Origin of the sequence: Anaerotignum neopropionicum (genome assembly GCF_001571775.1) — a bacterium.
Lineage (GTDB): Bacteria > Bacillota > Clostridia > Lachnospirales > Anaerotignaceae > Chakrabartyella > Chakrabartyella neopropionicum.
Genome location: NZ_LRVM01000009.1, coordinates 56,971 through 82,779 on the forward strand (window position 1 = coordinate 56,971; position 25,809 = coordinate 82,779).

Below are 25,809 nucleotides of genomic sequence, written 5' to 3' on the forward strand. Positions count from 1 at the left end.
TTCTTATGGAAACGAAATATAAAAAGCTATTCGAGAAAGGATATATCGGCAGACTGGAAATCAAAAACCGTGGCGTAATGGTTCCTATGGGTACGGATTTCTCCAATCCTGACAGTACGGCATCCATGAGGCTGATTAGGTACTATGAGGAACGTGCTGCAGGCGGATTGGGTTTGATTATCAACGAGTACACTGGTGTGGATGATGTTACCAGCATACCGACGAACTATCAGCTACGTTTGGCACAGGATTTTAATATCGCATCCTGTGAGCAGCTTGTAGAAGCTGTTCACAGATATGGTTGCTGTATTTTTGCCCAGCTGCATCACGCCGGCAGCACATCGAATCCGGCGCTTGCTGGCAGACAGTCCATCAGCTGCAGCGCAGTGCCTGCTGCGCCGGGGGGGGCGGTTCCTCGGGCGATGACTGTTACCGAAATAAAGGAGATTGAGCAGAAGTTTGTTGATGCGGCAGTGCGTGCCAAAAAGGCAGGCTATGACGGCGTAGAGCTTCACGGAGCACATTCCTATTTGATTGGGCAGTTTTTAAGTACATATTATAATAAGCGAACGGATGAATATGGTGGAAGCTTTGACAACAGGATGCGTTTCATTGATGAGATCATTGATGGTATCAGAGCCACTCTTGGGAAGAATTTTCCCATATCTGTTAGAATTAACGGCGATGAAATGACCCCTGATGTGCCGGAAACGATGAACCTAGAAGATGGTTTGCAAATTGGTATGCATCTGGAAGCAAAAGGGATAGACGTTTTGAATGTCAGCAACGGCAGTGCCTTAAACGGCAATGCCAACTGTGATTCATATTCCTATACTCCCGGCTGGAAAAAACATGTTGCCAAAGCTTTCAAGGAAAGGCTGAGCATACCGATTATTGCCACGAATACAATTAAATCACCTGCATTTGCCGAAGAGCTGCTGGAAGAAGGCGTATGTGACTTTGTAGGGCTGGGACGCTCTCAGATGGCGGATCCACAGTTTATGAAGAAAGCAAGGGAAGGCAAAGAGGATGAAATAAGAAACTGTATTGGCTGCATGTTTTGCCGTGAAAGACTGTTGCTCCACCGTAATTCAGTAGCCTGTGCCGTCAATCCACGGATGGGCAGAGAATATATTCTCGGTGATCTGAAGGAGAACGGACAGGGAAGGCCTGTTGTGGTGATTGGCGCAGGGCCGGGCGGAATGGAAGCTTCTGTGGTGCTGGCAAAGCGTGGCTTTCAGGTGACCTTAATTGAAAAAAATGACAAAGTTGGGGGTACCCTGAATTTGGCAAGCAAGCCGCCCCACAAGGAACTGATTCATGATTTTGTCGTATCTATGAAGAGACAGATGGAAGTGGCCGGAGTGAAGGTGATGCTGAATACAGAGGCAACGGTGGAATTAGTGAAATCCCTGAAGCCGGTGGGCGTATTTATTGCCAGCGGTGCCAAGCCTATTGTTCCAAAAATGGAAGGTATAGGTGGTGCCAATGTCTGTCTTGATGAAGAAGTGATCAACAAAGAAGTGAAGCCCAAGGGGAAGGTTGCCGTTATCGGAACAGGGTTGACCGGACTGGAAACTGCCGAGATGCTGGGCGAGATGGGCTGCGAACTGACGATGGTGGAAATGCTGGACAATGCTGGTCCTGGAATATTTGCAGTAATCTTAAAAGAAATTATGAACAGAATCAATAAATTTTCACCTAAATTGTTGACGAGCCACAAATTAATCAAGGTAACGGAAGATGGAATAGAGCTGGAGAATATGAAAGATAATTCTAAAGTTACCGTTGCGGTTGATTATGTTGTTCTCGCCTTGGGCGTAGTGCCGGATAAACAATTTGTTGAAAAATTTGAAAATAATTTAGGCTGCGAAGTCAGCGTAATAGGAAATGCAGTAAAAGGCGGAAGGATTTATAACGCAATGCTGGACGGATACACCAAGGCAAGTGTATTTAACGCCTAAGCTGGCAAGAACTGCGTATCTAAGGCGACAAGCAAAAGGAGGAGACAATGTACAAATATGCGGGGAAAATTTTGGATTTGCCATTGGACACCGAGAATAACTTTATTGAAAATTCAGAGAAACGTATCGTATTCGGGCCAAACGGACGATTCTGGGATAATAATGTAATGCGTTCCTTTACGCTGCATCCGATGGTAAAATCGGTAGTGCATTCTCATAAGTGGTCGCATTTGATGATATGTCTTTACGGCCAAGGGCAATTTGTTGTTGGTGATGATGTTGTTGACGTTGAGCAAGGTGTATGGGCGTACATACCGCCGGATGTGCCCCATTATTTTGTAAATCATTCTGAAGATAAGGATTTTACATTTTTATGTATCGTACCTCCTGAGGGGGAGGTCAATCCTCTGCAACCTTTGTAAAAGTCGTATAAAATGTGTTGGTCTAGAAGATGTTTTCAATGAGCCGGGATGGGATTTATCCGCGGTATTCAAAAAATGAAACAAAGCGGAACATAAAACCGGCGGAAATGTCTTTATATCTTTGCTCACAATAGCTCATTAACTTGGGTTGTCGGTATCACATGGATGATAATCGGCGTTATCTGGTTGGGTGTTGTTACGAAAGGCTTCAAGAGACCAACACCGATGCTTGGTATGGGATAAATGCCAGCTTAACTCTTAAAAAATTCTTTTATTCAGTTCGGTAGCATGAAATGATAGTGAAAATGCTGACAATGCTAACTTATTTCGATTTTTCTAAGGAGGAATTACTATGGCAAACACAAAACTATGGGATGCAGTAAAAGAATTAAAAACGGCAAGCTACAAATGGGTGGATCTGACTCATGAATTGAGTCCTGAAACGCCTCACTGGTTCGGATTTAAGCCTCTGGGAATTGAAAAGCTGTATGATTATCCGGAAGCACCGATGAGAGTATATCAGTATTCAAATCCCGGCCAGTACGGAACCCACGTAGATGTTCCGCTTCACTTCAATCCAAATGGCAGAGCACAAGCTGAAATCCGTCCGGATGAAATGGTGTATCCGCTGGTTGTTATTGACAAATCAAAGGAAGTTGAGAAAAACAAAGATTATGTTCTGACTGTGGATGATTTAAAGGCTTGGGAAGCCGAAAACGGCAGAATCCCCCAAGGGAGCTTTGTGGCTTTCCGATCAGACTGGTATAAGCGTCCGGCTGAAAATTTTGACAATTATGATGACAAGGGAATCCCTCATTATCCGGGCTGGGATTTAGATGCAATCAAATGGCTGGTAGAAGAAAGAAACGTCGGAACCATTGGGCATGAAACAGCAGACACTGACCCCGGATTTATCACTAGCAGCGAGAATATTTACCCATATCCTGGGGAGAAATACATTCTGGATCAAGATAGAATTCAGTTTGAGCTGCTTGCAAACCTTGATCAGGTACCGGCAACCGGGGCAGTGATCGTATGTGCCTTCCCGAAGCTCAAAGACGGTACGGGTTATCCGGCAAGATGCTTTGCGATAGTTCCTGTATAATCGTATAGGATTGCCTTAGTGATATCAATGGTCTCCTGAGATATAACACATGCCGATGGAGACCATTCCTTCATAAATAGACACTATGTTAATGGTTGTGGAGAAATTAACCTTTTAAATTTGTACCTTTTCAAATTTAGTTGCCGACAGCTTATCTATGGGGAATTCTGGTTCTAGAGCTTTTAAAGCTCCTTACACCGTAGGGACACGCTTTGGAACCCTTATTTTGTTGGCCCAATAATAATTTTGGGGTGAATAGACCATTTCAACATTTATTATAGAGTCAAAAGCAGAGAATGCTTTTGCGAAAAAAATGGTGATGCGTCGTTGGCTGCGAAGTCAATGATACACTTGGAAGCACGCATAAAATCGGGTGAGCCGAAGTTGGAGGGACACGATATTATGGCATTGGAACGCTTTGGAGAGGATACCCGTCACATGATTGTTGAGGCTTCATCGCCTGTTGACTTCAAGGGCGAGCGTATGCGGCTGTTCCTCGCCGACAACGGCTACCAAAAAGTTTTGGAAAGCAAAAAACGAGATGAAATCAAAGTCAAACGACACGCAAAGGTGTTAAACGAATACCTCTTTTATGACAAACTTAAACAGGAAATACGCTAATGCAGCCGTGGTTTTGTACTGCGGCTTTTTTTATGCTCTAAAAAGCACTGTACCCACGCTGGAAAGGAAGTGATCTGCAAGGCAGTTTTTCGGATAGAGAAAACGAGGGATTATACCGTTATGGCAAATCATCATTTGCGAAATACAGCATTATCTCTAAAAGCAAAAGGTTTGCTGTCCCTCATGCTATCCCTACCGGAAAGCTGGGATTATACAACAAAGGGGCTTGCCGCCATCTGCAAAGACGGCGTTGACAGTATTTGTGCGGCGATGAAGGAGCTGGAGGATATAAGGAATATTTCTTTTATAAATATACCTGTTAAATTTGTTGGTCTAACATTTGGGGTAGTTATATTAGAAAATCAGGATGTATTATTCGTAGCTGTTGAAAATACAGACTATTCTGACGAAATGAAATTCGGAGAAGTATATACTTATGATGAATTTCAGAATTTCTTAGAAAAGCTTTAATTATCTTGTTATAATAATTGGCAAGAACTAAATAGTTCTAATCATCATAAACATAAGCTTTTGATATAGCCCCCTATAAGCCTAGGAGGCTATGCGAATATTGTATGTAATATATATATTTGATGCTAAGTTGGGCCAAATACTAGAAATTATTTGCCCAAGCACTAAAGAAGTGTTATCATTATTTCAAATTCAACAATAGAATATTACTTAAGTTTTTAAATTATTGTGGAGGTGCCATATGAAGATAAAACAATTCAATATAAAAAAATTTGTTGCGGTCTTAGTAGTTGTTTCTTGTTTTTTTACAAACATAGTTCGGGTGGACGCCAGTTGGTTAACCATTGAAACTTTTCAATCTAAGTTTCAAATTGTTGATTTTTCAGATAATATGCTCAAAACTACGGATGGAGACCGTTATGGATTTATGAAAATAGACGGGACTATTATTAGTGCTGTGCAGTGGGATGAAGCGGATGACTTTCGGGAAGGCGTAGCGATTATTTGCAAGGACAGAAAATATGGGCTTCTTAATTTAGATGGCGATATTATTGTAGATACTATATATAATAGTATGCGATGGATGAACAATCAGGTACTTTTGGTGTCTAAGAATGGAAAATACGGCTGCATTGATATTAAAGGAAAAGTTATTATTGATTTACAATGGGATAATACTTTTGTTTTTTATGAAGGATTGGCTTTTGTTAAAAAAGGGAGCACATCTTATTGTATTGATGAATCAGGAAAAATTATATTTAAAGGTGAATGGGATAAGGTAGGATATTTTCAAAATGGCTTAGCACATGTCATCAACACAAAGAATAATTTGTATGGATTTATTGATAAGAAGGGAGCGTTAGCCTTGGAGGTGAATCCAGAATATACCAATTATTATGGCATTAAAGAAAAATTGGAAATTTCGAAATTAAATAATTTTGAACAAGGAATATTTTCGTTTAAAACATCTGGAGGGGGACAGGGATATGGTGATGTGAATGGGACTATTATTTATTATTCAAGTATTGGGAACACTGCATTTTTTGACTACGGTATTAACAATATAATTGTTGAAAATGGAATTTCTAAGATTATGAATGATAATGGTAAAGTTATAAAAAGCCTACCTGGAGAAATTGTGAATGGGCTTAGTGCAGACTGTTTTGTACTGCGATATAGCAATCAATTGGCACTGGTTCATGCTAATGGTGATTTTATTACAGGTTTTGACTTTAAAGATGTATGGAAATATAATGATACACTTGCAATAATCGAAAAAAACAATTTACAAAAGGGAATTATTGATTTATATGGAAATATGGTGATAGAGCCTACTTGGGATTCCATGATGAGTGCTGGAGATGGACTTATATTTGCAGAAAAGAACTATAAGTGGTTACTGATAGATGCGGATAATAATGTTGTAGATTCTGAATATGATTGGTTGCAAACAATGCGCAACGAAAAGCAGGCATTTGTACTAACGACAAAGAATAAAAAGGTGGGATTGCTAGATATATCAGGAAATATATTATTGAAAAATGAATGGGACAGTATTATATCAACGGATACTGAAGATACTTTTTTGGTGCAAAAAGGCGATACTTATCAAGTTATGAAATTGCAGGAAGAAGGTAAAACTATGGAAAATAACACTACTTCGTTTGTTATTAATGGCAAACAATAGACCTAAGGAAGCGCTGATTTAATAGGCATTTCTACTACCTAAAAATCTCCATTTATAAGTGACATTGAGTATTCTAATCGCAGGAAGAAAATCAAACGAGAAGAATTTCTTGTTGCCATGGACCAAATGATTCCGTGGCAGCATTGGGTGGATGTTATCAGCCCTTATTATCCATGCGGTAAACGTAGCCACCCGCCGAAAATCGTAGAAACCATGCTTCGCATGTACCTGATGCAGAACTGCTTTATCAGTGCCTTAGTTCATGAAGGCTACTTGATTTTTCCTTACCTACGGAAATATAAAGCTCTCCCTTTGTGTTGACTGCCGCATAGAAAACTTCTTTTTCTGAAGCGATATTGCTATTTTTAAGCTGGCTGGACAGCCATTTCTCATCATGGTTAAGCCTTTCCAAATTTTCCTTATAAATTTTACCTTCCACTATAAGAGGAATCGACAAACCCACGTAATCCGTATTTATTTTGATTTCACGCGGGGTTATAGGCTTGTATTGAGACTTTTTCAGTACGCTAAGTTGTCCAGTCGACTCTAAGATTGCAAACTCAACCTCATTCAAGTCAAAAACATCCTTTTCTCTTAAAAGCGTTAATATATTGTCTATGCTATACTTTGAATTTTTCATATTTCCTTTCACAAATTGTCCGTTTTCTATTAGAACAACAGGCCCGAATGTGAGAAGCTTGGCTACCTTTCTGCTTTTTATTAATACAATGGAGTAAATATAATGCAGCAGCATAATTAATACAACTGCATAAGCGGTCGGTAAATGCTCGATATCCGGATCTGCTATGTCTGCGCCAACGACAGCACCAACAGCTATCAGTGAAAGAAAATCAAAAACAGGAAGTTCTCCAATCTTTCTCCTGCCGGTAAGTAAGGTAATAGCAAGAAACATGGGCAAGATTGTAACAACTCTGAAAAGTATCTCTAAATATTTCATTTCAACCATCCTAATAATTTTATTTTAGGTATTTTCGAAAGTCTGAAACTATCTCTGGAAAATACTCTTGGGTGAGATATTCTACAAATACCTTAATGACGCAAAACCGCTATTTTTAGAGGCTTTTCCAAACCTTTGGAAATATAAAGCTTACCTTGAGAATTGATCGATGCAAAAAAAATCTCTTTAACTGAATTTATATCATTTTCACTCAATTGCTTCCTCAACCAGTCTTCGTTCAGCCCGAGCTTATGCAGATTGTTTTTATATACTTCTCCTTCCACAATCAAAGGAAGAGATAAACCTTTGTATTCCGTATCAAGGTTTACATCATTCGGTGTTACTGGGTGGAACTGGGATTTTTTCTGAACACTTAGCTGACCGGTAGATTCAATGACAGCAAACTCTACCTCACTGATATCGAAAACATCTTTTTCTCTCAATAAGGTCAGAATATTATCGATACTATACTTAAGTCTTCTCATATTCCCTTTCACAAACTGACCGTTCTCAATAACTACAACGGGCTCGAAAGTAAGCCATTTACCCAATTTTCTGTTCTTTATAATAACAATACTGTAAATGTAGTGCAAAAACATGATTACCATAACCGCAAATGCAGTCGGCAAATGTTCAATCTTTGGATCGGCTATGTCCGCACCTACTACAGATCCTAGTATCAGGACTGTTAAGAAATCAAATACCGGCAATTCTCCGATTTTCCGCCTTCCGGTCAGTAGTGTAATAAACAGAAACAAAGGTAGAATTGTAATTATTCTAACGAAAATTTTTAAATATTCCATATTTCACATCCCTTAAGCTTATAAGTTCATTTGCACTGTTTTTCATGCTCCATCATAGTGCAGCAGAAAAGCTTTTATTATTATTTGTAATCCTGTTTAAAATATACAATCTTACCGTTATTCAGTCTGTTTCAGGGAGAGGCAACTCACAGGATATATTTATGATATGCGAGAGCTTTTTTGATGAAGAAAAGCTCACGCACAAAAGGATAATGGCTATTTCATTGACATTCATTTGAGGAGTATGTTGAACCCTGATCCTTGAGGGTTGATTTCTCGCAGCAAATTTATTGAGATAGTGGACTCCCCCCCTAACTATAAATACAGCATGGTCTGGGCATATGCGGCGGCATTGCTGTGTTTATGCCTTTTTTCAGTAAAATAAGTACAATTTTTATAGATTACATTGTCAGAGAATTGTCCTTGACATTAGAGCCAGTTTAAACAAAGCATATCTTCAGGTGTTCCTCTGCAATATCGTAAACTTCGTTCACACATTTATTAGCGTCTATGGCGATGCTTTCCTCCCAAATTTTATAAAATTTTTTATTTGCATTCTTCCAACGTGGGAAGTATAATATTTCTGATGAATGGAGACAGGAGGGAGTGCTATGGATTACATAACAGCCAAAGAGGCTGCTCAAAAATGGGGTGTTAGCAGAAGGGCGATAGCTTATCATTTGAAGGTCGGACGCATCCCCGGAGCAGTCAAAAAAGGAAAGCTATGGCTAATCCCTGTGGATGCGGAGCGTCCGGCTGATAAAAGGCGGGCAGATCAGACGCTGTCGGAAACAGACTCAGATTTACTGGCTGACCTCTCCTATGTCTCATCAACCAGCACCAAACCCATGCCGATGCATAATCCGGATGCGATTCTGGATATTGTGGACGAGGATAGGATACGGCTGATCTATGAAGCGGAGCTCGCTTACCTGCGGGGGGATTTTGGGCGGGTCATGACCTACTTTGATAAGACCTTGGGAGACGATGCGGCGCGGCTGCGTACCTGTCCAATCGCCATTGCGGCGGCCATCAGTACGGGGAATTACCACGCCTACACCCAGATTGATATCTATCTGAAACGATATATAAAGGCTGATACGGACAGCCAACTAAGAGTTACTGCAGAGTTTTCCCTCGCCACAACCGATGTAAGCGTGCTTGCCCCGAACATGGTTCCCGACTGGCTGAAAGCGGGGGATCTAAGCGCCATACTGCCCCAGGCAAGGCCCAATGCCCTATATCTACGTGCAAAGTATTTCTATTGTATCGGTGAGTTCGACATTGCGCTGGCTTTGGCGCAGACTGCGCTGACGCTGAGTTCCCCCGAGTTGGGAATCACTATGACTGACCTCTATCTGCGCTTAACCTGTGCCATTGCATGCTATGCGTTAGAGCGGAAGGAGGAGGCTAAGCGCTGGCTGCTTTCGGCCATGCACCTCGCTCTGCCTCACGGCTTTATCACACCGTTTGCGGAGCTTATTTCAGAGCTTGGCGGGTTGGTGGAAGAGTGTCTGGAGCAAGAGTTTCCTGATTATTGTGATGCGGTCATACTGCAATGGAAGAACACTGCAAAAAACTGGATTTCCTTTCACAACCAATTTACCAAGGATAATATCACGCTTATACTCTCCCTGCGAGAATGCCATCTGGCTTTGCTCGTGGCACGACGGGTCCCTTATGCAGAAATTGCAAAGCAGCATTGTATTTCCGTCGGAAGACTCAAGAACATTATGTTAGAGATATACGAAAAGTTGCATATATCCGGACGGGATAAGCTTGCGAAATACATTTTAGCAACAAAAAACGTGACTTTTTAAGTGTGAAAAGTCACTACCTAATATACAGATTTGCCCTTATGATAGTAATGAAAAACTATCGTAAGGGCTTTTTTATGCCCATCCTGAAAGGAGTACACTGGGATGAAGGAGAAAGAAAAGCATTTGCATAAGGTCTATCAGGTGGAAGACCATAGCTTTCCTGTGTATCGGGAATATGACAGTCAGCTGGATGAAAGTTATCCGGTCTTTCCGGATTTTGAAGAATGCCCAGAGTACACTGCAGAAGGCCGTCCGTTTGCCACGGCAGTACAGGATAAGGATTATCATAATGCGGTATTTGTCGGTGTAGATGAAAATGGCATTCCCCGTCATGCTTATAAGAAAAATACTTTAACGGTTGGAGATGGATTTCGGGGTAATGTGGAGGGCGGTGATCCAGCATATAGTTTTCATTACATTTCAAAAAATTCATATCTCCATACCTTGTTTGCATTTGAGGCCCCATCGATCTGCTGTCCTACATCAGCCTCCATCCGCAGAACTGGAGAAGCTCAAGCTAATGATGTGAACTTCAATCTGTATACGGAGTATAAAATAATATAAGGAAGTAAAATTGAAGAAATGCCCGTTTTGGCATGCAAACCATGACGGGCATTTTTTTATTCAAAGGGAAATAGAAGAGATTCAATTCCATTGCTCAGACAGCAGGAACTCACGGATATTCATATGCTTCAATCCGTCCCTGCTCATATCGAATTCATCATAGGACACAACATATTTTGGAAAGTTGTCCCTGATGGTATCATATGCTCCGAATTCATGCCGGATGGTTTCCTCTGATGCCAGCAGATAAGCTACCTGAACGTAGAGCTTATGTGTTTGTTTTTCAGCAATAAAATCAATCTCTTTTTCTCCTGCTTTTCCAACAGTGACCTTGTAGCCTCGACGCAGGAGTTCCATAAATACGATGTTCTCAAAAATCAGGTTGATATCCTTCATATTACCGCCGAAAACAGCTTCTCTGATTCCGTGATCGGCAATATAGTATTTTTCGTTGACTGTGAGAATCTTCTTACCCTGCAAGTCTTGCCTGCGGACACGGTAAAACAGAAAGGCATCTTCGCAAGCCTTAATGTAGTTTAAGATGGTTTCCGGCGCAACAGCACGTCCCTCGCTTTTTAGATATTTTGAAATCGCCGTAGCAGAGAAAGTCGTCCCGACGTTTGCCGTAATGTATGCGATGATACGCTCCAACAAGTCAACATCACGAATGCTGTTGCGTTTTACGATGTCTTTTAAGACAACAGAGTTATATAGGTCTTGCAGATACTGATGGCTCGGCTGTTCAGCATAGCGGAGGTTGCTCAGGTATGGCATCCCACCATTGGTAAGGTATTGGGTAAACATCTCTCTCGAATCAGAGTTGGGAAAAACGGTATGATACAGCTCCGAGAACTCTTCAAAGGAAAAGGGATAAACAACAAATTCAACATATCTCCCTGCAAGGTATGTGGCCAGCTCTCCTGAAAGTAGTTTGGCGTTTGAGCCGGTGATATAGATATCACAATTAAATTCAACTCGAAGGGAATTGATGCACTTTTCCCAGCCAACGACTTCCTGAATTTCATCAAAAAAAAGATATGCCTTCCCATGAATGCAATTTACCCTCCGAGTGACCTCCTCGTGCAGAGCCACGGCAAAACAAAGGTGTGCGTTGCTCATATTTTCAAAGTTAATAGAAATAAACTGCTCCTCATTCACGCCGGAGGCTACCAGCTCTCGCTGAATCAAATCCAGCATGACGGACTTTCCGCTGCGGCGTATGCCAGTTAAAACTTTAATAAGCTCATTTCCGATAAAAGGACGGATGCGGCTCATATATAACTCTCGACTAATCATAAATGAAAGACCTCCTTTGTCATATTTGAGACATATTACCACAGATACGGACTGAATTCAAGTCATATATGGCGTTTTTATAAGTTATAACTTATAAAAACTATATTTATGCAAAATTCAACATCTTAACCCAAAATCCATTTGATGAGCGGATTCATAGTATGAATAAGACAGAAAAAGAAGGAACTTCATAAGAGACCATCAAGAATTGAAAAAGAAAAATATAAAACAGCCGACAGTATGAGTGGAAAATATCAATCTGTCGGTCTTTTTGTTTGGGAAGGAGTAGAGAAATGCATGAAAATATGATTTTTGAAAAAGAGGAATTCGGTAAAATAAGAACCTTATTAATTGAGGGAGAACCTTGGTTTGTGGGAAAGGATGCGGCAAAATATTAGGATATTCCAATACCAGAGACTGCCTTTCTAAACATGTGGAAAAGGAAGATAAGGCTGCCGTCGCAATTCACGACGGCAGGCAAAATCGAGTCATGGTAGCAGTGAACGTGTGAAGCTGAACAAGCAGTTGAAGAAGTTGCAAGACCAGTCGGCGGAAATTCACGAGTACGAAAAGAAGATTCATCACTTGGCTGACCAGTATATTTCGATTGACCTGGATGATGGCGTGAAAGTGAACTTTGCCAAGTTCCAAGACGTTCTGGCAAAGATTAAATAAGGAGGTGGCAGAATGGCCAGCATGGATTTACAGACAATTACACAAGACTTGAATCGCCGGTTTGCTGCGCCTCTGCTGGAGTTTTATAAGCGACGCATTATCTTCTGGTATGATGAAGACCGGGAGTTTGAGGATAAGCTGGACGAGCTGGAACTGGACACTGCGTCCGTTCTGGCCCTGACCGGCACAAATAATTTTGCTGCAAAAAAGCTCCTTGCAGTGGATGACACCACCAGCAACTACCTTGTGTATTGTCCGGTGCATTATGAAAAGCCGGAAGATAATTTATTAATGGGGGTGGCGCGATACTGTACTTGGCAAAGAAGTTAGCTTCTGCTTCTTTGACAGACATGTTATTCTTAAAAATAGCTTTACCACCTAGTCTTAGTCATGCATAACTTGGGCTTAAAATATAGATCTCAACATAAGGATTATGTTGCATTTCTGCATAGACTTCTTTTTTATTATTTGTCCCAAACCACAGCTTTCCTTCTTTTTCAAAACAAAACATAAATGGGTGACATTTCGCCTTGCCGTAGCACTCAACGGTTGCAAAAATTGTACTGGGTTTTCAGACAAAAATTTAACTACTTCTTGCATTTTGTTATCCTCCTTTAATAAATAAATATACTAGGCTTGCAAATTTCAGCCTTTAAGTTTATATTGTAGCCATAGGGTTAAACTGTAAAGTAGGAACAATATTGTAATAAGGTTTCCAAAAGAAACCATTAGGAGGATCTATATGTTATGAGTGTTTTAAATCCGTTGCCTATTGAGGGCATTCAGGAGATGACAAAGCCGTTGTTCTCCATCCCTACCCATCAATTTTTATTCAATGCAGGTGCGGTTGATGCGAAGTTTTATATGGATACCTTACAGCTTGAAGAAAGCGAATACAATCTTATTAAATTCCCTCAGCGTGGTATATGTTTGTATAAATGCGGTAACGAGAGATATAACCTTATGGTACATGCCCCGATATACAAAGAAAATTTGTTTGGGAAGGCTGGTGGCAGATAATAAGGAAAATTTGGGTAACAAGAAGTGAGTTTTTATTGATCATCAGAGTGAATATTGCATGAAAAATTTCTCGTAGCCCACTGCACAAGGGTTTTGTCCATATGGGCAGACAGAAAAACAGAGATGTCACCTTGACAGTGTATCATGCTATGGATATACTAAAAGTGAAAGATATAAAAAGCCTATTGCGGCATATCAAAGGAAAACCATAGCTTAATAGGAAAGGGGCATTGTCTTATCAAAAAAGGTTCATTGGAGTCGGTATTGTGCGTAGCAAGGGCTATCGCATAATTAAAATATGAAGATAGTCCTTGCATAATCCTATTTTTTGAATATTTAGGAGGTGCACAATGGACTATAAGAATGCAGTTTGCGTATTGCCAGACAGTTTAATTACGGCGATACAGCAACATATAGATGGAGAATATCTTTATATTCCACGGAAAAACGAGAATAAAAAGGCATGGGGGGAGCTTAAAAACAGCAAACAAATATATGCCCAGCGAAATGCTGTTATTTTTGAAGAATATCATTGTGGTATGACTGTGATGGAACTGTCCAACAAATATTTTTTATCTCCAAAAACTGTATATAAGATATTGTCTAGTATGAAAAATAATAAGTGAATCATAGAAAGTGACATGGATTAAAACCGCCATGTCGCTTTTTTATTTCTGTACTGTTTTGTAGGAAGCTTTCATAAAAGTTTTGGAGTATAATGACTGTATAAATGTTTAAAGCAAATAGCGAAAGGAGAATTACAATGGAATATCCAAAAAGTCAAAAGTACAACACCCCAGAATTAATGGCCAAAATAATGGGACCTAACCCCTTTAAATTGCAGGAAGAAATGCTTCAAAATCATAAAATTCCTGCTGGCAGTATTGTTTGCGACCTTGGAAGTGGGCAAGGGCTAACAAGCGTTATGCTGGCAAAAGATTATGGCTTCAAGGTTTACGCCGCCGATTTATGGAGTGAACCCCATGCAAATTGCAGGTTCTTTTATGAAATGGGGCTAACACCTGAACAAATTACTCCAGTTAAAACGGATGCTGCCAACTTGCCTTTCGAGAAAGAATTTTTCGATGCAGTGGTTAGCACGGATTCCTATAACTATTGGGGGCGTGACCCAGAATATTTAGATGCAAAGCTATTGCCCTTTGTAAAAAGCGGCGGATATCTTTACGTCTGTGTTCCCGGTATGAAAAAGGATTGCCATGACAATCTTCCAAAAGAATTGCTACTTTCATGGACACCGGAGCAGCTTGCCTATCTGCGTGATATTAATTATTGGGAAGAAATATTAAATCATAGTAGGGATGCGGAGGTTATTTCAATTTTTGAGATGAAGGGAAACAACGATGAGCTTTGGGCAGATTGGTTGGATCAGGAAAATGAGGTTGCCGTTAACGACCGCAAGACAATGGGTGCAGGTGGCGGAAAATATTTGAACTTTATTGCTTTTGTGTTGAGGAAAAAATAATTGAGATACAGATATAATTCCACTTGTAGTTTACTCTGACATAGGTCAAATCACTGACAACAACGTTATAGGCTGGTTGATTGTTAAATTGTCTGTTCAACTCATTTTTAATTGGAGCTTCATTACATTTGTCTTTATGAGGCTTGAATTGGGCTACTGTATACTTTGATACCAAACCCAACCTTTTCATGATTTTACATATTTTACGGCGGGATACTGTTTTATTAAGCTTCTTAAGCTCTTTCTTTATTTTACGACTACCATATGCATCACGATTATTATGGAATATCTCTGAGATTAACTTATCTATTTCTGATTCATCTGATTTGGTCTCTGCCTGGTAATAGTAAGTGCTTCTCGCTATTTCTAGGCATTTGCACATCGCTGATACCGAGTATTTGTGGGCGTTTTGACGTATCACAATTACTTTCGTCCCAGTATCAGCGCCGCTTGCTTTAAAATATCATTTTCCATTCTTAATTGCTGATTTTCTTTACGTACTCTAATGAGCTCATTTTCTTCTGAGGTTCGGTTATCACTTTCTCTTGGTGAACCTGTAGCGTCAAATCTTTTAATACAATTATTTAAAGCTGATGGCGTCAAATCGTATTCCCTTGCTATTTCCATACGACCTTTACCATTGTTGTACAATTGTACCATTTGGTGCTTGAATTCATCGGTGAATTCTCTCTTTGTTCGTTTTTCAGTCATGTGATTTTACCTCTTTTTCTTATTCCTTTTATTTTACATGACCTTATTATTTCTGTCCAGTTTAGTGTAGCCGATCCAAAACCTATTAAATTGATAAAATAAATTGCCCACCCCCCTTACTTTTTCGACTAAGTAGTGAGGGGGTTTTTCTATCCCTAAATTTGGTCTTTGGCAACTAAATATCCTTATCTCAAATACTTTCCGTTTATGGCTCGAAAGGGAAAGCAACTTAACAGATGCCGCTGTGTCCTCTTAAATTTTTGTGTGAGCGATTTGCATTGTGTTTAAACAAACCGATTGGCACGGTTTGATTGCCATTACCCATAAACGAAATAATGATACTTCTGCCTTGAACGCATCACCGCATTGGACAGCCGCCTCAGAACGGGGTGGAGATGCTGGAGCACTTGTTAAAATCGGTGTTTTGGCACTATGACACTGTGCCTACAGTGGTTTGAGATAAGTCCCTTGTCGGGGACAAAAAAAATAAGACGCTTCATGCAAAATTTAAAAAATATTTTAAGAGAAAAGATGTTACTTCAAAGGCAGAAACTATGTAGTGGTTTTTTGTGCTACTACATCCTTGTGCCTTTGCGTTTTGAGTCATATAACAGAACTTGTCTAAATAAGATAAAATAACCTTATATTGGAAGGGATGGAGATATGGTGGACATACTGATACCCAATTTACAAGAGTTAAAAAGCATGCAACTTGAGACCGTAGATGCTGATTCTTTGATTGCCAAGGTGAAGGCGGGCATTACAATACAAGAGGAAGAAGTGAAAAAATATGAATGGAATTTTGGATCGATGCAATTATGAAGCATTTACGGCAATTTAATACAGCGCATTGATATTTCGAAAATAACAAGGTGGAGATTACTTTTTTTACTTTTTTGTATATACATATATTTATCTTAGCTTTTCATAGTGTAAATTATAATTCCTTATATTTCTTATATGAAAATGCAGTTCCGGTACTTGAAATAATTCAAGTTGTTGGCACTGCTTTTTTATTGCGATTTATGGATGATATGAAGAATTATGACAGCCATCTTAGGATGACCGCCATCGGCAGGAATAGCTCCTTTCAGGAGGTATTCTTATGTTACACATAAATTATATTAAAACACAACTTGATATGTTTATACAAGACGCCATGACTTTCTATGAAAAGTTTTAGCGTCTTTTTTTATTTGGTTGGTAGAGCCATTCTTGTGCTGTCGTTCCCCTCCTGTTTTTAATTTTTGCTGAAGTATAAATTCAAAATAATGGAGGAAAAGATATGTTATTTTATGTAACGATAACAAACTCCTAGGGGAAAGAAATCAGGGTTGAGGTTTCTGTTGAAATATTTGAACTTTTTCAAGAAGAACGAAAAGAGATTGCGCGTTTACGCAAAGAGAAAGAAAGACATTCATCTGATGAAGATGTGGAAAGTGATATTGCTGGATATTTACATAGCCTTCGCACAACATCCTTGGAAGAAAGAGCTATGCAAAGGCAAGAATTGAAATCCGCTGTTGATGTAATTAAAAGCTGCACACCTGTTCAGCAAAGAAGATTTTATCTCAATCGTATTTTAGGCTATTCCTTTACTGAAATTGCAAGAAAAGAGCGTTGTTCCGAGGGTGCTGTTCGTCTTTCGATAAATAAAGTTTTAAAAATTAGAAAAAATAAAAAAATTGCCTACGTTTTTGGTCTACTTCTGTCCTATATAGTAGAGGGGTAAATTTACTAAGGTTTGTTCTCTCGTTGTAGCTTGAAAATTGAATATCGGTATAGAAGTTTTTGCTTTACTTGTGTGAGCACTGAAGTAAGACCGTCAAGACCCACTGCAAGGCGTTTCACCTTGTAAAAAAGATAACATCAAAGGGTACGAGCGATAAGTCTTTGGACTTCTAAAAGCAGTGGTTCTGTGTAACTTCGTCATTTTTAAGGTTACCTCGCCGGATGTGGTTTGAAAGTTTCGGTTGTAAATGACCGGAGCGATATCCCTTATATTTACCTGAGCGTTCATATTTCTCAGCATTAACGAGTTCATCAGCCTTAGGGAGGGTCTTTTTGGCTTCCTCGTTCCAGTGCCAGCAGGTGTAAGTGATATTTTTGTTGTGGTCGCCAATATGGCGTTCTTCATATTCCTTATGATGTTGCTGTTTTTTCATGGTTGGCTCCTTTCATGTGTAGGAGCCAAGCAGGAGATATATTATCAGTACCAATCTAGTAAGGATGAAGCGCCAACGATAAAAGGTAATACTGTTATTTTGAAATCTTCCGATGTGCAGCATATCCCAGGTCTTGGGTTTGATGGATTGGTTGATTTTATATTGCCTCAAAAGGCTGTGGAGTAGCTCATACGCAGTAGCCATATTGTTTAACAATTGCCCAATTACTTAAAATTCCTTCCTCAACATAAAATTTTATTTCATTTTACTCCGGAAATTTGGAAAAAAAGACCGCTTGTGCAGATTTTAGACCGCTTGTGCATAACACCTAGAAAATTAATTGAGAAGGTGCTATGTTAATCATGACGAAACCTACCAATTTTTGAGAGGAGGAGGTCGTGTGAATATTGCATTATGCGCTGCGTTTCTGGAAGAAGATATATGGGAAAGCCGTCTGCTGGCGGCTACTTTTCCACAAAAGTTTGAAATTACGGAGTGTAACAGCCCACGAGGACTTCTGTCTATGCTGGAATTGAAGCCATTCTCTCTTCTGGTTATTGTATTAAACGGTGTGGCAGGACTGGAGGCGGTGCGCCAGCTTCGCCAAAAAGCGCCGGATGTGCCGATTCTTTGGATTTCTGATGAGGATTACAGTCTATTTGGCTATCAATATCATGTGAATCGTTTTTTACGCAGACCAGTATCCGATATGGAGCTGCGAGAAGCAATCACAAGCTGCTTACCAATGGGAAAGGAGGGAGTGGAAAATGAAAAAAATTGCATTATGTAGGGTTTGCAAAAAAACAATCCCCAAGCTGGAACAATATGGCGGAAATTATATTTTTCACTTTTTTGATAAGCGGAAACGATGGAGCCATGAAAAGCTGGCGTATTATTTGGGGAACGATCCATCAGTGAACTTTGCCGTTGTGGGCTATTCTGTTGCTGAGGGGCTTACCCCTTGCCATTATCTGCCAAACGAAAACATCACACTGCCCATTTCGTGGCTGTGCAAGCGCAGAGATTTTATGCCAAAAGCAAGGCGTCTTGGTGTAAATTTTTACGGCACAGGCCCGCCAGCTTTGGAATGGATGATTCCCCTTATTCTAAGGCAACACCGCACAATTCACGTTTGCCTGCACATCTGGACACATAAAATAATGCGGTATTACCCTAAACAATTCTTAGAGAGTTTCAAGGAGGAAAGAAATGAAAAAACGATTTTTTAGTATTTTACTATGCTTGTGCATGGTACTGGGGCTGCTGCCAACCATGGCATGGGCGGAAGAAAAATATACCACGCCTAGTGGCTTATCCATTAGTGGTGGCACGTCTGGTATGGATTATACTTATGATGATTCCTACAAAAGCTTGGATATCACTGGAAATGATACCTATACGATTTCTGGAAGTAGCACCGAGGATATCATTTGCGTTAATATCCAGTCAGATAGTGAAGTTAATATTATCTTAAATAATGTCAACCTTGACGCTAGCTCTAATGCCATCGCTAATAATAATGGTTTTGCTGCGTTTGAGATTAATGCATTTGATAATGCCACTATGACGGTGAACCTGACGCTGATTGGTGACAATGTTTTGAAATCTGGCAGCGGTTTGCCTGGTCTGCTGGTGCCGAAACGCTGCACGCTGAACATCACTGATGACAGCACTGGTACCTTAACTGCCGTGGGTGGCAGTGGCGGCGCAGGCATCGGCGGAAATGCTTCGTATGACTGCGGTATCATCAACATTGGCGGCGGTAATGTAAACGCCGTTGGAGGTGGTGATGCGGTAGCGATTGGATGTGGAAGCGATGACACTAATGGTACACTAAAAGGTTTGCCCGGTATTGGCCTTCTTCGCACGCCCACCGTGGTCACGCTGGAGGATATAACGGATGCAGGTGTAGAGGTCAGCAACTTAACCATCAAGGATATAGGTAACAGTACATATGATTATGGCTCCACCACAAGAACACTGGAAAACGGCGAGTTATACCTCTGGCTGCCCAGTGATGTAACCGTTACTGATGCAACCGTCACTGATGCAACAGGCAACGACACGCACTACTGCGGCAGTGTAACATCTGGAGTAACGGGTACGCTTAGCCCTGCCGTTGTGAGCGTGGCTACAGATAGTACGACTAGCTACTATGGTGGCATTAGCGATGCACTGACGGCGGCGCAGAGTGGCAATGCCAGTACGTTGACGTTGCTGAAGGATGTGAGCTACGATAGTAATGTTTATCTTTCAAACACTATGACACTGGAGTTGAATGGCCATCAGCTGGCGTTTGAAAATGGAAAATGCCTTACTATTGATAGTACAGGCAACTTGACGGTGCAGGATAGCGTCGGGGGCGGTGTGATTACAAGTGATGGGGTTACGTTGACCGCTTTGGGTGGATTGACCGTCAAAAGCGGTACAATTCAAACAACGGCTACGGGAAGTGATGCTCTTACATGCGTTGAGGGCTCCAATGTGGTTATTCATGGGGGTACCTTTATCGGTACAGGCAAGGATGTTACCTTTTCAGGCGGTAACCTGATGATTGATGGGGGCAGCTTTTGCAACAGTGGTCTATTGGTAAGCGGAGCGGGTGTGACACTAAAGGGTGGCACATTTGCCACAATAGAAACACAAGGGGGCTTGAAAGCAAACGCTTTGCTTCCCAACGGCTATTGCTATTATCAGGGCAATGATACCACAGGAGCTGTGGTGGACGGCGATACAACTAATATATCCGAAACCGTTACCGTTGGTGAATGTGATTGGGACAGTGCAATTGCCTATAATGATGGCACCTATACGGTGCTTTCTGCCGATGGCTTGGATTGGGTTTCAGCTGTGGCAAGCGGCACTATAACGGCAGACACCTTTCAGACCGACCCCCAAATGCCAGATAAAGACTTTGACCGTGGCTATTTCTATGGGGCTACCGTGAAGCTGGATACAAATATAGACCTCTCGGGAGAAAATTGGACTCCAATGAAAGGGTTTGGTGGTACCTTTGATGGCGCAGGGCATAGCATTACGGGTATGACGGTAGAGGGTGCTTATGACCAGAGCGGTTTTTTTGCATCATTGGCTGGCAAGGTACGAAACTTGTATATCGGCGGCAGTGTGCATGTCAGCAGTGATAGTGATATTTATGCAGGGGGCATTGCGGGCTTTGTTAGTGAGTATGGATCTATTTACAACTGTGTTTCAGGTGTAACAGTGATGGCTACTGGAAGTCAAGCTGTCTATACTGGCGGTCTTACGGGATGGAATAGTGGATACATTAAAAATTGCATCTTACAAGAAGATACCTCTGGCAAATTGATTGGCAAGCTTGGCGATGCTGATGGTTCTATGGAAAACTGCTATACCCCAGTGGGAACGAAAATTGCGGACAGCGATGAAGCTTCTCCAAGATTTACTTCTGTGGGTACCTATGACACAAGCGGTAATTTGACCCCAATAACCGAAATAACCCTTGGGTATGGAGCGACGCTATCCAATGCCATGAAATATTGGGTGAATCGGCAAGTGGATATAGCCGTGGAGAATGAAGGTGAAGTTTGCTATGTTGCATGGACGACAGATGCCATCCCCTCGTTGACGGCTAATTATGCCCAGCAGGAAACCCATACCTTTACCTCGTGGGAACCGCAGACGGATGGCGGTTACATACGCACAGATTTGCATACAGGGATTACCCAAACTGCAGAAGCTGTCGTGACCCCTTCGAGCGGCACAGTGGAACCTTATGCAACCCTTGAGGAAGCAATTACAGCGGCAAAAGGTTTAAGCGGCAGCACTGTGAAGCTGATAACTAATGTGACGACAGAAAAAACGATAGAGGTTGCTTCTGGCACGTTCCAAATAGACTTAAACGGAAAAACATGGGAAAGTATTGTGGGAGATAATGCAGAAAATGAGTATGCATTGGTACTGACAGGCACTTCGAATATTACTTTAAAGGATAGTGCTTCTGGGGGTACGTTTACAAGCTATCCTGCCAATGGCTGCTCAACTGTGCGTATCGCTGGTGTTTCTGCCACAATAGAAGGCGGCATCTATAATACCACTAACGGTGCGGGTCGTATACTGGAAATTTTAGATGTAGTTAGTGAAGGGAAAAAAGTAACCATTACAGGTGGTAGCTTTGAAGGAGAAAGTTGGATTATTGATAGTAAATATGTGGAACTAAGTGGTGGTTCGTTTGACTCATTGAAAGTATGGGTGAATGAGAATGTGAGTAATGTCATAGGGAACCTTGATGGTTTTCTAGCAGATGGCTATGCTTACCGAAGTACCCTGGAAGGCAATGCTTGGTTTGATGCACGTGTGGGTAGTTTAACTGATGTTTCCGTACAGGCGGCACCTGTAAAAATCACCGCACAGCCCCAGGATGTAACAGTCACCTATGGCCATACCACCTCGCCTACGTTAAGCGTGATAACGCAAAGGCTTGTTCCTGAAGGGGATATTACATACCAGTGGTTCTTGGACGAAAAGCTCCAAGGTACGAGTGCAAGCTTATCCTTTCCTACCACTTATGCAGCGGGTAGTTATACCTATTACTGCGCTGTTACCTGTGATGGCTGCACGGTAAACAGTAAGTCTGCTACAGTGACGGTAAATAGGGCGACGGGGTATATTACAAATAAGGAAACTGAAGACTCCGCCTACCCTACCACCCAAACCTACCCAAATACTGCTATTGCTCCAAACGACAGCAATTTTGAAACCAACGCACAATCGAATTTAGTGTATACTTGGTATGCGGGGCAAAATACCGACGGTAGCGTTTCGAATTTGACACAGCTTACCCCCAATGTGGCACCTGCTAATGCAGGGGAGTATACCTTAAAGGTGGAATTTGAGGAAAGCGACAATGTAGCTGCTGGAAGCACTACCTTAAAGGTGACGATTAACAAAGCAACACCCCATTTGGGTAAGGTTTTCTACGGGGGAAGTGGTACGCTTTATACCAGCGCAGCTCCCTCGGCGGTAGTGCTGACTCGAGATGACGACTCCTGTGAGGGTAACTTTGCCCTGGATGGTGTGACAGCCCTCACCGCTGGAACGAATGATTATCCATGGAAATTTACACCCACGGATACCGATAATTACGATACGGTTACTGGCACAGTTAGCCTTACCGTAACGGCGGATACGCTGAATGAAATTTCCATTGGCTCTACTAAGCCAAGCAAAACCGCTTATCAATACGGTGATACCTTTGACACCGATGGATTGACTGTTACAGCAACCTATCTTAGTGGTGCACAGAAGGATGTTACGCCTTCGGTTACAGCAAATGCATTGGCAGTGGGCAACACCACTGCAACACTGAATTATACAGAGGACGGTGTAACCAAAAGCTGCACAGTCAGCGGCATTTCAGTTGCAAAAAAACAGCTGAATGTTTCAGGCATGAGTTGGAATGTGCAAGCTGACGACTATACTTTTAATGGTAGTGAACAGGGCATAACCCTAGAGGGAACGTTGCCAACTGGTGTTATCGTTTCCAAATCCCAAGATACTGGGACGAATGTAGGTGATTATGATGCACAGGCTGATTTTGTATTAGCAGAGGGTTACAGCGCTGATAACTATGAAATTGTAGGAACAAACCCGCTGACCGTTACTTGGAGCATTATAAAAGCAAGTGCACCTAATGTTGCGGAGCAGAGTAAAAACCACATATGCACCATTGCAACTAAGGATACAGTTTTATTGGCGGCGTTGCTTCCCCAAAATGGTGGCGTACCAGCCTATGAGGTGACGAGCAGCAGCTATACTGGTCTTGAAAATGTATCGGTTTCTACGGATGGGATACTGTCTTACGATACGAAAGTGGCTCCCAGTGTCCTTACTGATACGATTACAATCAAGGTAACCATGGAGAACTATGATGACACAACGATTACGGTTAAGGTTAATTTGACAGATAAAATCGGCGTGATAATTTCCGGACTTTCTGCACCTACCGACCGCGTTTATAACGGTATGGCAGTTGCAAGCATGGATTTTGGAATTCCCACCTATGCGCCGTTGTGGAATGGAACACCAATTTATACCTATTACAACGGCAATAGCGTAAGTGGTTCTCCCTTGAGTGAAGCACCCAAGGATGCAGGTACCTACACTCTACGCATTTCTATTCCAGATGACGACACTACTTATGTGGGCTATGCCGATATTACGTTTACCATTGGCAAGGCAACTGTAATTGCAAATGTTGATAATAAGAGTATGAAAAAGGGCAGTGCGCTTCCACAATTTACCGTAAGCTATACGGGTATTGCAAGTGGTGATACACCAGAAAGTATCTTTGAAACACCTGCAACCGCAAGCACTACGGCAGATGGAAAGACAACAGGTAGTTATCCAATTACAGTAACTGCACCTGTTTTAAAATCTGAAATGGAAAAAAATTATATTGTAGGTACTACCGTGAATGGTACGCTGACAGTGAAAAAGCCTTCCTCAGATGATTCCGCAGGAGGCACCACAGGCGGTTCCACAGGTGGTTCAACTGGTGTTGCACCAACAAGTAACACGAACACAGCACAGATTTCCAGCGGTACAGATAGCATTAGCGCTTCTGCATCCGTTACGGGAAACACAGCGACGGTTTCCGCTACGGATGCGCAGATTAAGGAAATTGTATCTGACAAGGAAACTGGTGACCCAGTTAAAATTGATGTTTCTGGGTTGAAGGTAGATACGGTTGTTGTGCCGTCTAAGGTGATTGCTGCAATGAACAGCACTTCAGGCTCCGTGGGTCTTGAGGCAGTACTTTCCAGCGGAACGGTGGCACTTGATAAAACGGCAGTATCAGCCATTGTAAACAAGGGTGATATTAAGATTTCTGTGGAAACGGTTGCTAATTCTGCCCTTTCCGATGCACAAAAGGCGGTGCTTGGTAAACAGGCGAACAGTGCCACCGTTGTAGATGTGAATGTCTATGTAAATGGTATCAAAACCAGCACCTTCGGTGATGGAAAAATTGAGGTTTGCGTACCTTATACGTTAAAAGCTGGAGAAAATGCTGACAGCATCACTGTTTGGTTTGTTAAGGATGACGGAACAATTGAGCCGAAAAATGGAACATATAAAGACGGAAAGGTAGTATTTACAACAGACCATCTATCTCAGTATCTAATTGTGAATTTCCCATTTGCGGATGTAAACGAGAATTCATGGTATTACGGCAGTGTAGCTTACGCCTACACGAACGGTCTATTTTCAGGTACTTCTAAGACTACCTTCGGACCTGATACTGCCATGACCCGTGAGATGATTTGGATGGTGCTTGCGCGAATGGATGATAAGGCTCCTGGAAATATGGATGGGGCTCGCACATGGGCAGTGGAAAACAAAATTTCCGATGGTTCCAATCCGAAAGGCATTATTACCCGAGAACAGCTGGCGGCGATCCTGTATCGTTATAGCGAATATAAGGGCTATAATGTTACTGTTGGCGATAATACGCTTAACTATAGCGACGCAGCCGAAGTAAGCAAGTACGCAATTTCCGCTGTTCAATGGGCTTGCAATTCCCAACTTCTGAAGGGAGATTCCAACAAGCTCTTGCCAAGTGGTACTGCTGAGCGTGCACAGGTTGCAGCGATACTCATGCGTTTTTGCCAAAATGTGGCGAAATAAATGGTTTGAAGATTTCAAAAAAGTTAAGCTAAACTCATTAAAATGAGTACACAAAGCTGAATGTCTAAAGAATAAATGTGTGCTAGAATAGTCTGGCCACAATTATACGACAAAGAGCCTGTCCTTTCTAAATAAGGGCAGGCTCTTTCAGTAAAGAAAACCACGTGTCTAACGTATAATGTCGTCAACTTAAGAAAATTTTCGGACTCCTCATCAAATTTCAAAAAAATTTCTAATAGGAAAATCGTAGTTTATTTTAGTAAGAGCAAAAGTTTACGAATTCAAGCATTTCTACTTTGACATACGTTGAAACGAAGGTTCATTGTGGGCTATATTTTGCCTGTTCAGGGTGCGAATCTCATTTTACATATTTCGTTAA

The 25,809-nt window shown here is 41.4% G+C and carries 20 protein-coding genes and 4 pseudogenes; 19 read left to right on the plus strand and 5 right to left on the minus strand.

Annotated features, from left to right (window positions below):
• Window positions 1–5: 5 nt before the first annotated feature.
• The 6 genes and pseudogenes from CLNEO_RS12190 (at window position 6) to CLNEO_RS12215 (ending at window position 6,270) form a co-directional block, all read left to right on the plus strand.
• Window positions 6–1,964 (plus strand): oxidoreductase, encoded by a 1,959-nt coding sequence (locus tag CLNEO_RS12190; protein ID WP_066089440.1) that lies wholly within the window; start codon window positions 6–8, stop codon window positions 1,962–1,964.
• Window positions 1,965–2,011: 47 nt separating this feature from the next.
• The gene (locus CLNEO_RS12195; RefSeq protein WP_066089442.1) at window positions 2,012–2,386 is read left to right on the plus strand and encodes a cupin domain-containing protein; all 375 of its coding nucleotides are present in this window, start codon (window positions 2,012–2,014) and stop codon (window positions 2,384–2,386) included.
• A 352-nt stretch (window positions 2,387–2,738) separates the two neighbouring features.
• Window positions 2,739–3,491, plus strand: a complete 753-nt coding sequence (locus tag CLNEO_RS12200) for a cyclase family protein (protein WP_066089445.1) — start codon at window positions 2,739–2,741, stop codon at window positions 3,489–3,491.
• A gap of 342 nt (window positions 3,492–3,833) precedes the next feature.
• Window positions 3,834–4,112: a DUF5720 family protein gene (locus tag CLNEO_RS12205; protein ID WP_066089567.1), complete on the plus strand. Its 279-nt coding sequence runs from the start codon at window positions 3,834–3,836 to the stop codon at window positions 4,110–4,112.
• A gap of 120 nt (window positions 4,113–4,232) precedes the next feature.
• Window positions 4,233–4,397 (plus strand): annotated as a pseudogene (locus CLNEO_RS15465) (helix-turn-helix domain-containing protein); the annotation flags it as partial.
• 427 nt (window positions 4,398–4,824) lie between these two features.
• A complete protein-coding gene (locus CLNEO_RS12215) occupies window positions 4,825–6,270 on the plus strand; it encodes a WG repeat-containing protein (protein ID WP_066089451.1) in 1,446 nt (481 codons plus the stop codon).
• 247 nt (window positions 6,271–6,517) lie between these two features.
• Here CLNEO_RS12215 and CLNEO_RS12220 read toward each other — a convergent pair whose 3' ends face one another.
• Window positions 6,518–7,228, minus strand: coding sequence for a DUF421 domain-containing protein (locus tag CLNEO_RS12220; RefSeq protein WP_066089454.1), 711 nt, complete (start codon window positions 7,226–7,228; stop codon window positions 6,518–6,520).
• A 92-nt stretch (window positions 7,229–7,320) separates the two neighbouring features.
• Window positions 7,321–8,031 (minus strand): DUF421 domain-containing protein, encoded by a 711-nt coding sequence (locus CLNEO_RS12225; protein WP_066089457.1) that lies wholly within the window; start codon window positions 8,029–8,031, stop codon window positions 7,321–7,323.
• A 611-nt stretch (window positions 8,032–8,642) separates the two neighbouring features.
• Here CLNEO_RS12225 and CLNEO_RS16780 point away from each other — a divergent pair.
• The gene (locus CLNEO_RS16780) at window positions 8,643–9,851 is read left to right on the plus strand and encodes a hypothetical protein (RefSeq protein WP_066089460.1); all 1,209 of its coding nucleotides are present in this window, start codon (window positions 8,643–8,645) and stop codon (window positions 9,849–9,851) included.
• Between the two features lie 102 nt (window positions 9,852–9,953).
• Window positions 9,954–10,415: a DUF3991 domain-containing protein gene (locus CLNEO_RS12235; protein WP_066089463.1), complete on the plus strand. Its 462-nt coding sequence runs from the start codon at window positions 9,954–9,956 to the stop codon at window positions 10,413–10,415.
• Window positions 10,416–10,496: 81 nt separating this feature from the next.
• On the opposite strand, the gene CLNEO_RS12240 is transcribed toward CLNEO_RS12235, so the two are convergent.
• Window positions 10,497–11,711, minus strand: coding sequence for an ATP-binding protein (locus CLNEO_RS12240; protein ID WP_066089466.1), 1,215 nt, complete (start codon window positions 11,709–11,711; stop codon window positions 10,497–10,499).
• Between the two features lie 507 nt (window positions 11,712–12,218).
• Here CLNEO_RS12240 and CLNEO_RS15475 point away from each other — a divergent pair.
• From CLNEO_RS15475 to CLNEO_RS12265, 5 genes and pseudogenes are all read left to right on the plus strand, one after another.
• Window positions 12,219–12,386, plus strand: a complete 168-nt coding sequence (locus tag CLNEO_RS15475; RefSeq protein WP_242864204.1) for a BREX-1 system adenine-specific DNA-methyltransferase PglX — start codon at window positions 12,219–12,221, stop codon at window positions 12,384–12,386.
• Window positions 12,387–12,398: 12 nt separating this feature from the next.
• Window positions 12,399–12,716 carry a hypothetical protein gene (locus tag CLNEO_RS12245; RefSeq protein ID WP_066089469.1) on the plus strand — a complete coding sequence of 106 codons (318 nt, stop codon included), beginning with the start codon at window positions 12,399–12,401 and terminating at the stop codon, window positions 12,714–12,716.
• A gap of 441 nt (window positions 12,717–13,157) precedes the next feature.
• Window positions 13,158–13,406: pseudogene (locus tag CLNEO_RS12255) on the plus strand (type VI secretion protein); the annotation flags it as partial.
• Window positions 13,407–13,756: 350 nt separating this feature from the next.
• Window positions 13,757–14,032 (plus strand): CD3324 family protein, encoded by a 276-nt coding sequence (locus CLNEO_RS12260; RefSeq protein WP_066089478.1) that lies wholly within the window; start codon window positions 13,757–13,759, stop codon window positions 14,030–14,032.
• 137 nt (window positions 14,033–14,169) lie between these two features.
• Window positions 14,170–14,889: an SAM-dependent methyltransferase gene (locus tag CLNEO_RS12265; protein ID WP_066089481.1), complete on the plus strand. Its 720-nt coding sequence runs from the start codon at window positions 14,170–14,172 to the stop codon at window positions 14,887–14,889.
• Here the strand turns inward: CLNEO_RS12265 and CLNEO_RS16330 are convergent.
• Window positions 14,888–15,600: pseudogene (locus CLNEO_RS16330) on the minus strand (IS3 family transposase); the annotation flags it as partial. The gene CLNEO_RS12265 and the pseudogene CLNEO_RS16330 overlap by 2 nt on opposite strands.
• Window positions 15,601–15,880: 280 nt before the next feature.
• Here CLNEO_RS16330 and CLNEO_RS15915 point away from each other — a divergent pair.
• From CLNEO_RS15915 to CLNEO_RS12285, 3 genes are all read left to right on the plus strand, one after another.
• Window positions 15,881–16,036 (plus strand): hypothetical protein, encoded by a 156-nt coding sequence (locus CLNEO_RS15915; RefSeq protein ID WP_157723565.1) that lies wholly within the window; start codon window positions 15,881–15,883, stop codon window positions 16,034–16,036.
• 227 nt (window positions 16,037–16,263) lie between these two features.
• Window positions 16,264–16,422 (plus strand): hypothetical protein, encoded by a 159-nt coding sequence (locus CLNEO_RS15920; protein WP_157723566.1) that lies wholly within the window; start codon window positions 16,264–16,266, stop codon window positions 16,420–16,422.
• A gap of 673 nt (window positions 16,423–17,095) precedes the next feature.
• Entirely contained in the window at window positions 17,096–17,332 is a 237-nt protein-coding gene (locus CLNEO_RS12285; protein ID WP_066089493.1) for an RNA polymerase sigma factor, read from the plus strand.
• 189 nt (window positions 17,333–17,521) lie between these two features.
• On the opposite strand, the pseudogene CLNEO_RS16875 reads toward CLNEO_RS12285, so the two are convergent.
• Window positions 17,522–17,651 (minus strand): annotated as a pseudogene (locus tag CLNEO_RS16875) (transposase); the annotation flags it as partial.
• Window positions 17,652–18,165: 514 nt separating this feature from the next.
• Between CLNEO_RS16875 and CLNEO_RS12295 the strand changes: the two are divergent.
• Genes CLNEO_RS12295 through CLNEO_RS12305 form a run of 3 tightly spaced genes read left to right on the plus strand, consistent with a single transcriptional unit; the run spans window position 18,166 to window position 25,430 of the window.
• Window positions 18,166–18,555 (plus strand): response regulator, encoded by a 390-nt coding sequence (locus CLNEO_RS12295; protein WP_066089499.1) that lies wholly within the window; start codon window positions 18,166–18,168, stop codon window positions 18,553–18,555.
• Complete coding sequence (locus CLNEO_RS12300; RefSeq protein ID WP_066089502.1) at window positions 18,533–18,994, plus strand: hypothetical protein; 462 nt, start codon at window positions 18,533–18,535, stop codon at window positions 18,992–18,994. The genes CLNEO_RS12295 and CLNEO_RS12300 overlap by 23 nt, the downstream gene beginning before the upstream one ends.
• Complete coding sequence (locus tag CLNEO_RS12305; RefSeq protein WP_066089505.1) at window positions 18,975–25,430, plus strand: S-layer homology domain-containing protein; 6,456 nt, start codon at window positions 18,975–18,977, stop codon at window positions 25,428–25,430. The genes CLNEO_RS12300 and CLNEO_RS12305 overlap by 20 nt, the downstream gene beginning before the upstream one ends.
• The last annotated feature ends 379 nt before the right edge of the window (window positions 25,431–25,809 follow it).

Coding starts and splice junctions, on each gene's coding strand:
- CLNEO_RS12235 (WP_066089463.1), top strand. CDS start 9,954: ATGAAGGAGAAAGAAAAGCATTTGCATAAGGTCTATCAGGTGGAAGAC.
- CLNEO_RS12225 (WP_066089457.1), bottom strand. CDS start 8,031: ATGGAATATTTAAAAATTTTCGTTAGAATAATTACAATTCTACCTTTG.
- CLNEO_RS12205 (WP_066089567.1), top strand. CDS start 3,834: ATGATACACTTGGAAGCACGCATAAAATCGGGTGAGCCGAAGTTGGAG.
- CLNEO_RS12260 (WP_066089478.1), top strand. CDS start 13,757: ATGGACTATAAGAATGCAGTTTGCGTATTGCCAGACAGTTTAATTACG.
- CLNEO_RS12215 (WP_066089451.1), top strand. CDS start 4,825: ATGAAGATAAAACAATTCAATATAAAAAAATTTGTTGCGGTCTTAGTA.
- CLNEO_RS12285 (WP_066089493.1), top strand. CDS start 17,096: ATGCAAAGGCAAGAATTGAAATCCGCTGTTGATGTAATTAAAAGCTGC.
- CLNEO_RS12265 (WP_066089481.1), top strand. CDS start 14,170: ATGGAATATCCAAAAAGTCAAAAGTACAACACCCCAGAATTAATGGCC.
- CLNEO_RS16780 (WP_066089460.1), top strand. CDS start 8,643: ATGGATTACATAACAGCCAAAGAGGCTGCTCAAAAATGGGGTGTTAGC.
- CLNEO_RS12220 (WP_066089454.1), bottom strand. CDS start 7,228: ATGAAATATTTAGAGATACTTTTCAGAGTTGTTACAATCTTGCCCATG.
- CLNEO_RS12190 (WP_066089440.1), top strand. CDS start 6: ATGGAAACGAAATATAAAAAGCTATTCGAGAAAGGATATATCGGCAGA.
- CLNEO_RS12240 (WP_066089466.1), bottom strand. CDS start 11,711: ATGATTAGTCGAGAGTTATATATGAGCCGCATCCGTCCTTTTATCGGA.
- CLNEO_RS12195 (WP_066089442.1), top strand. CDS start 2,012: ATGTACAAATATGCGGGGAAAATTTTGGATTTGCCATTGGACACCGAG.
- CLNEO_RS12245 (WP_066089469.1), top strand. CDS start 12,399: ATGGCCAGCATGGATTTACAGACAATTACACAAGACTTGAATCGCCGG.
- CLNEO_RS12200 (WP_066089445.1), top strand. CDS start 2,739: ATGGCAAACACAAAACTATGGGATGCAGTAAAAGAATTAAAAACGGCA.
- CLNEO_RS12300 (WP_066089502.1), top strand. CDS start 18,533: ATGAAAAAAATTGCATTATGTAGGGTTTGCAAAAAAACAATCCCCAAG.
- CLNEO_RS15920 (WP_157723566.1), top strand. CDS start 16,264: ATGGTGGACATACTGATACCCAATTTACAAGAGTTAAAAAGCATGCAA.
- CLNEO_RS12305 (WP_066089505.1), top strand. CDS start 18,975: ATGAAAAAACGATTTTTTAGTATTTTACTATGCTTGTGCATGGTACTG.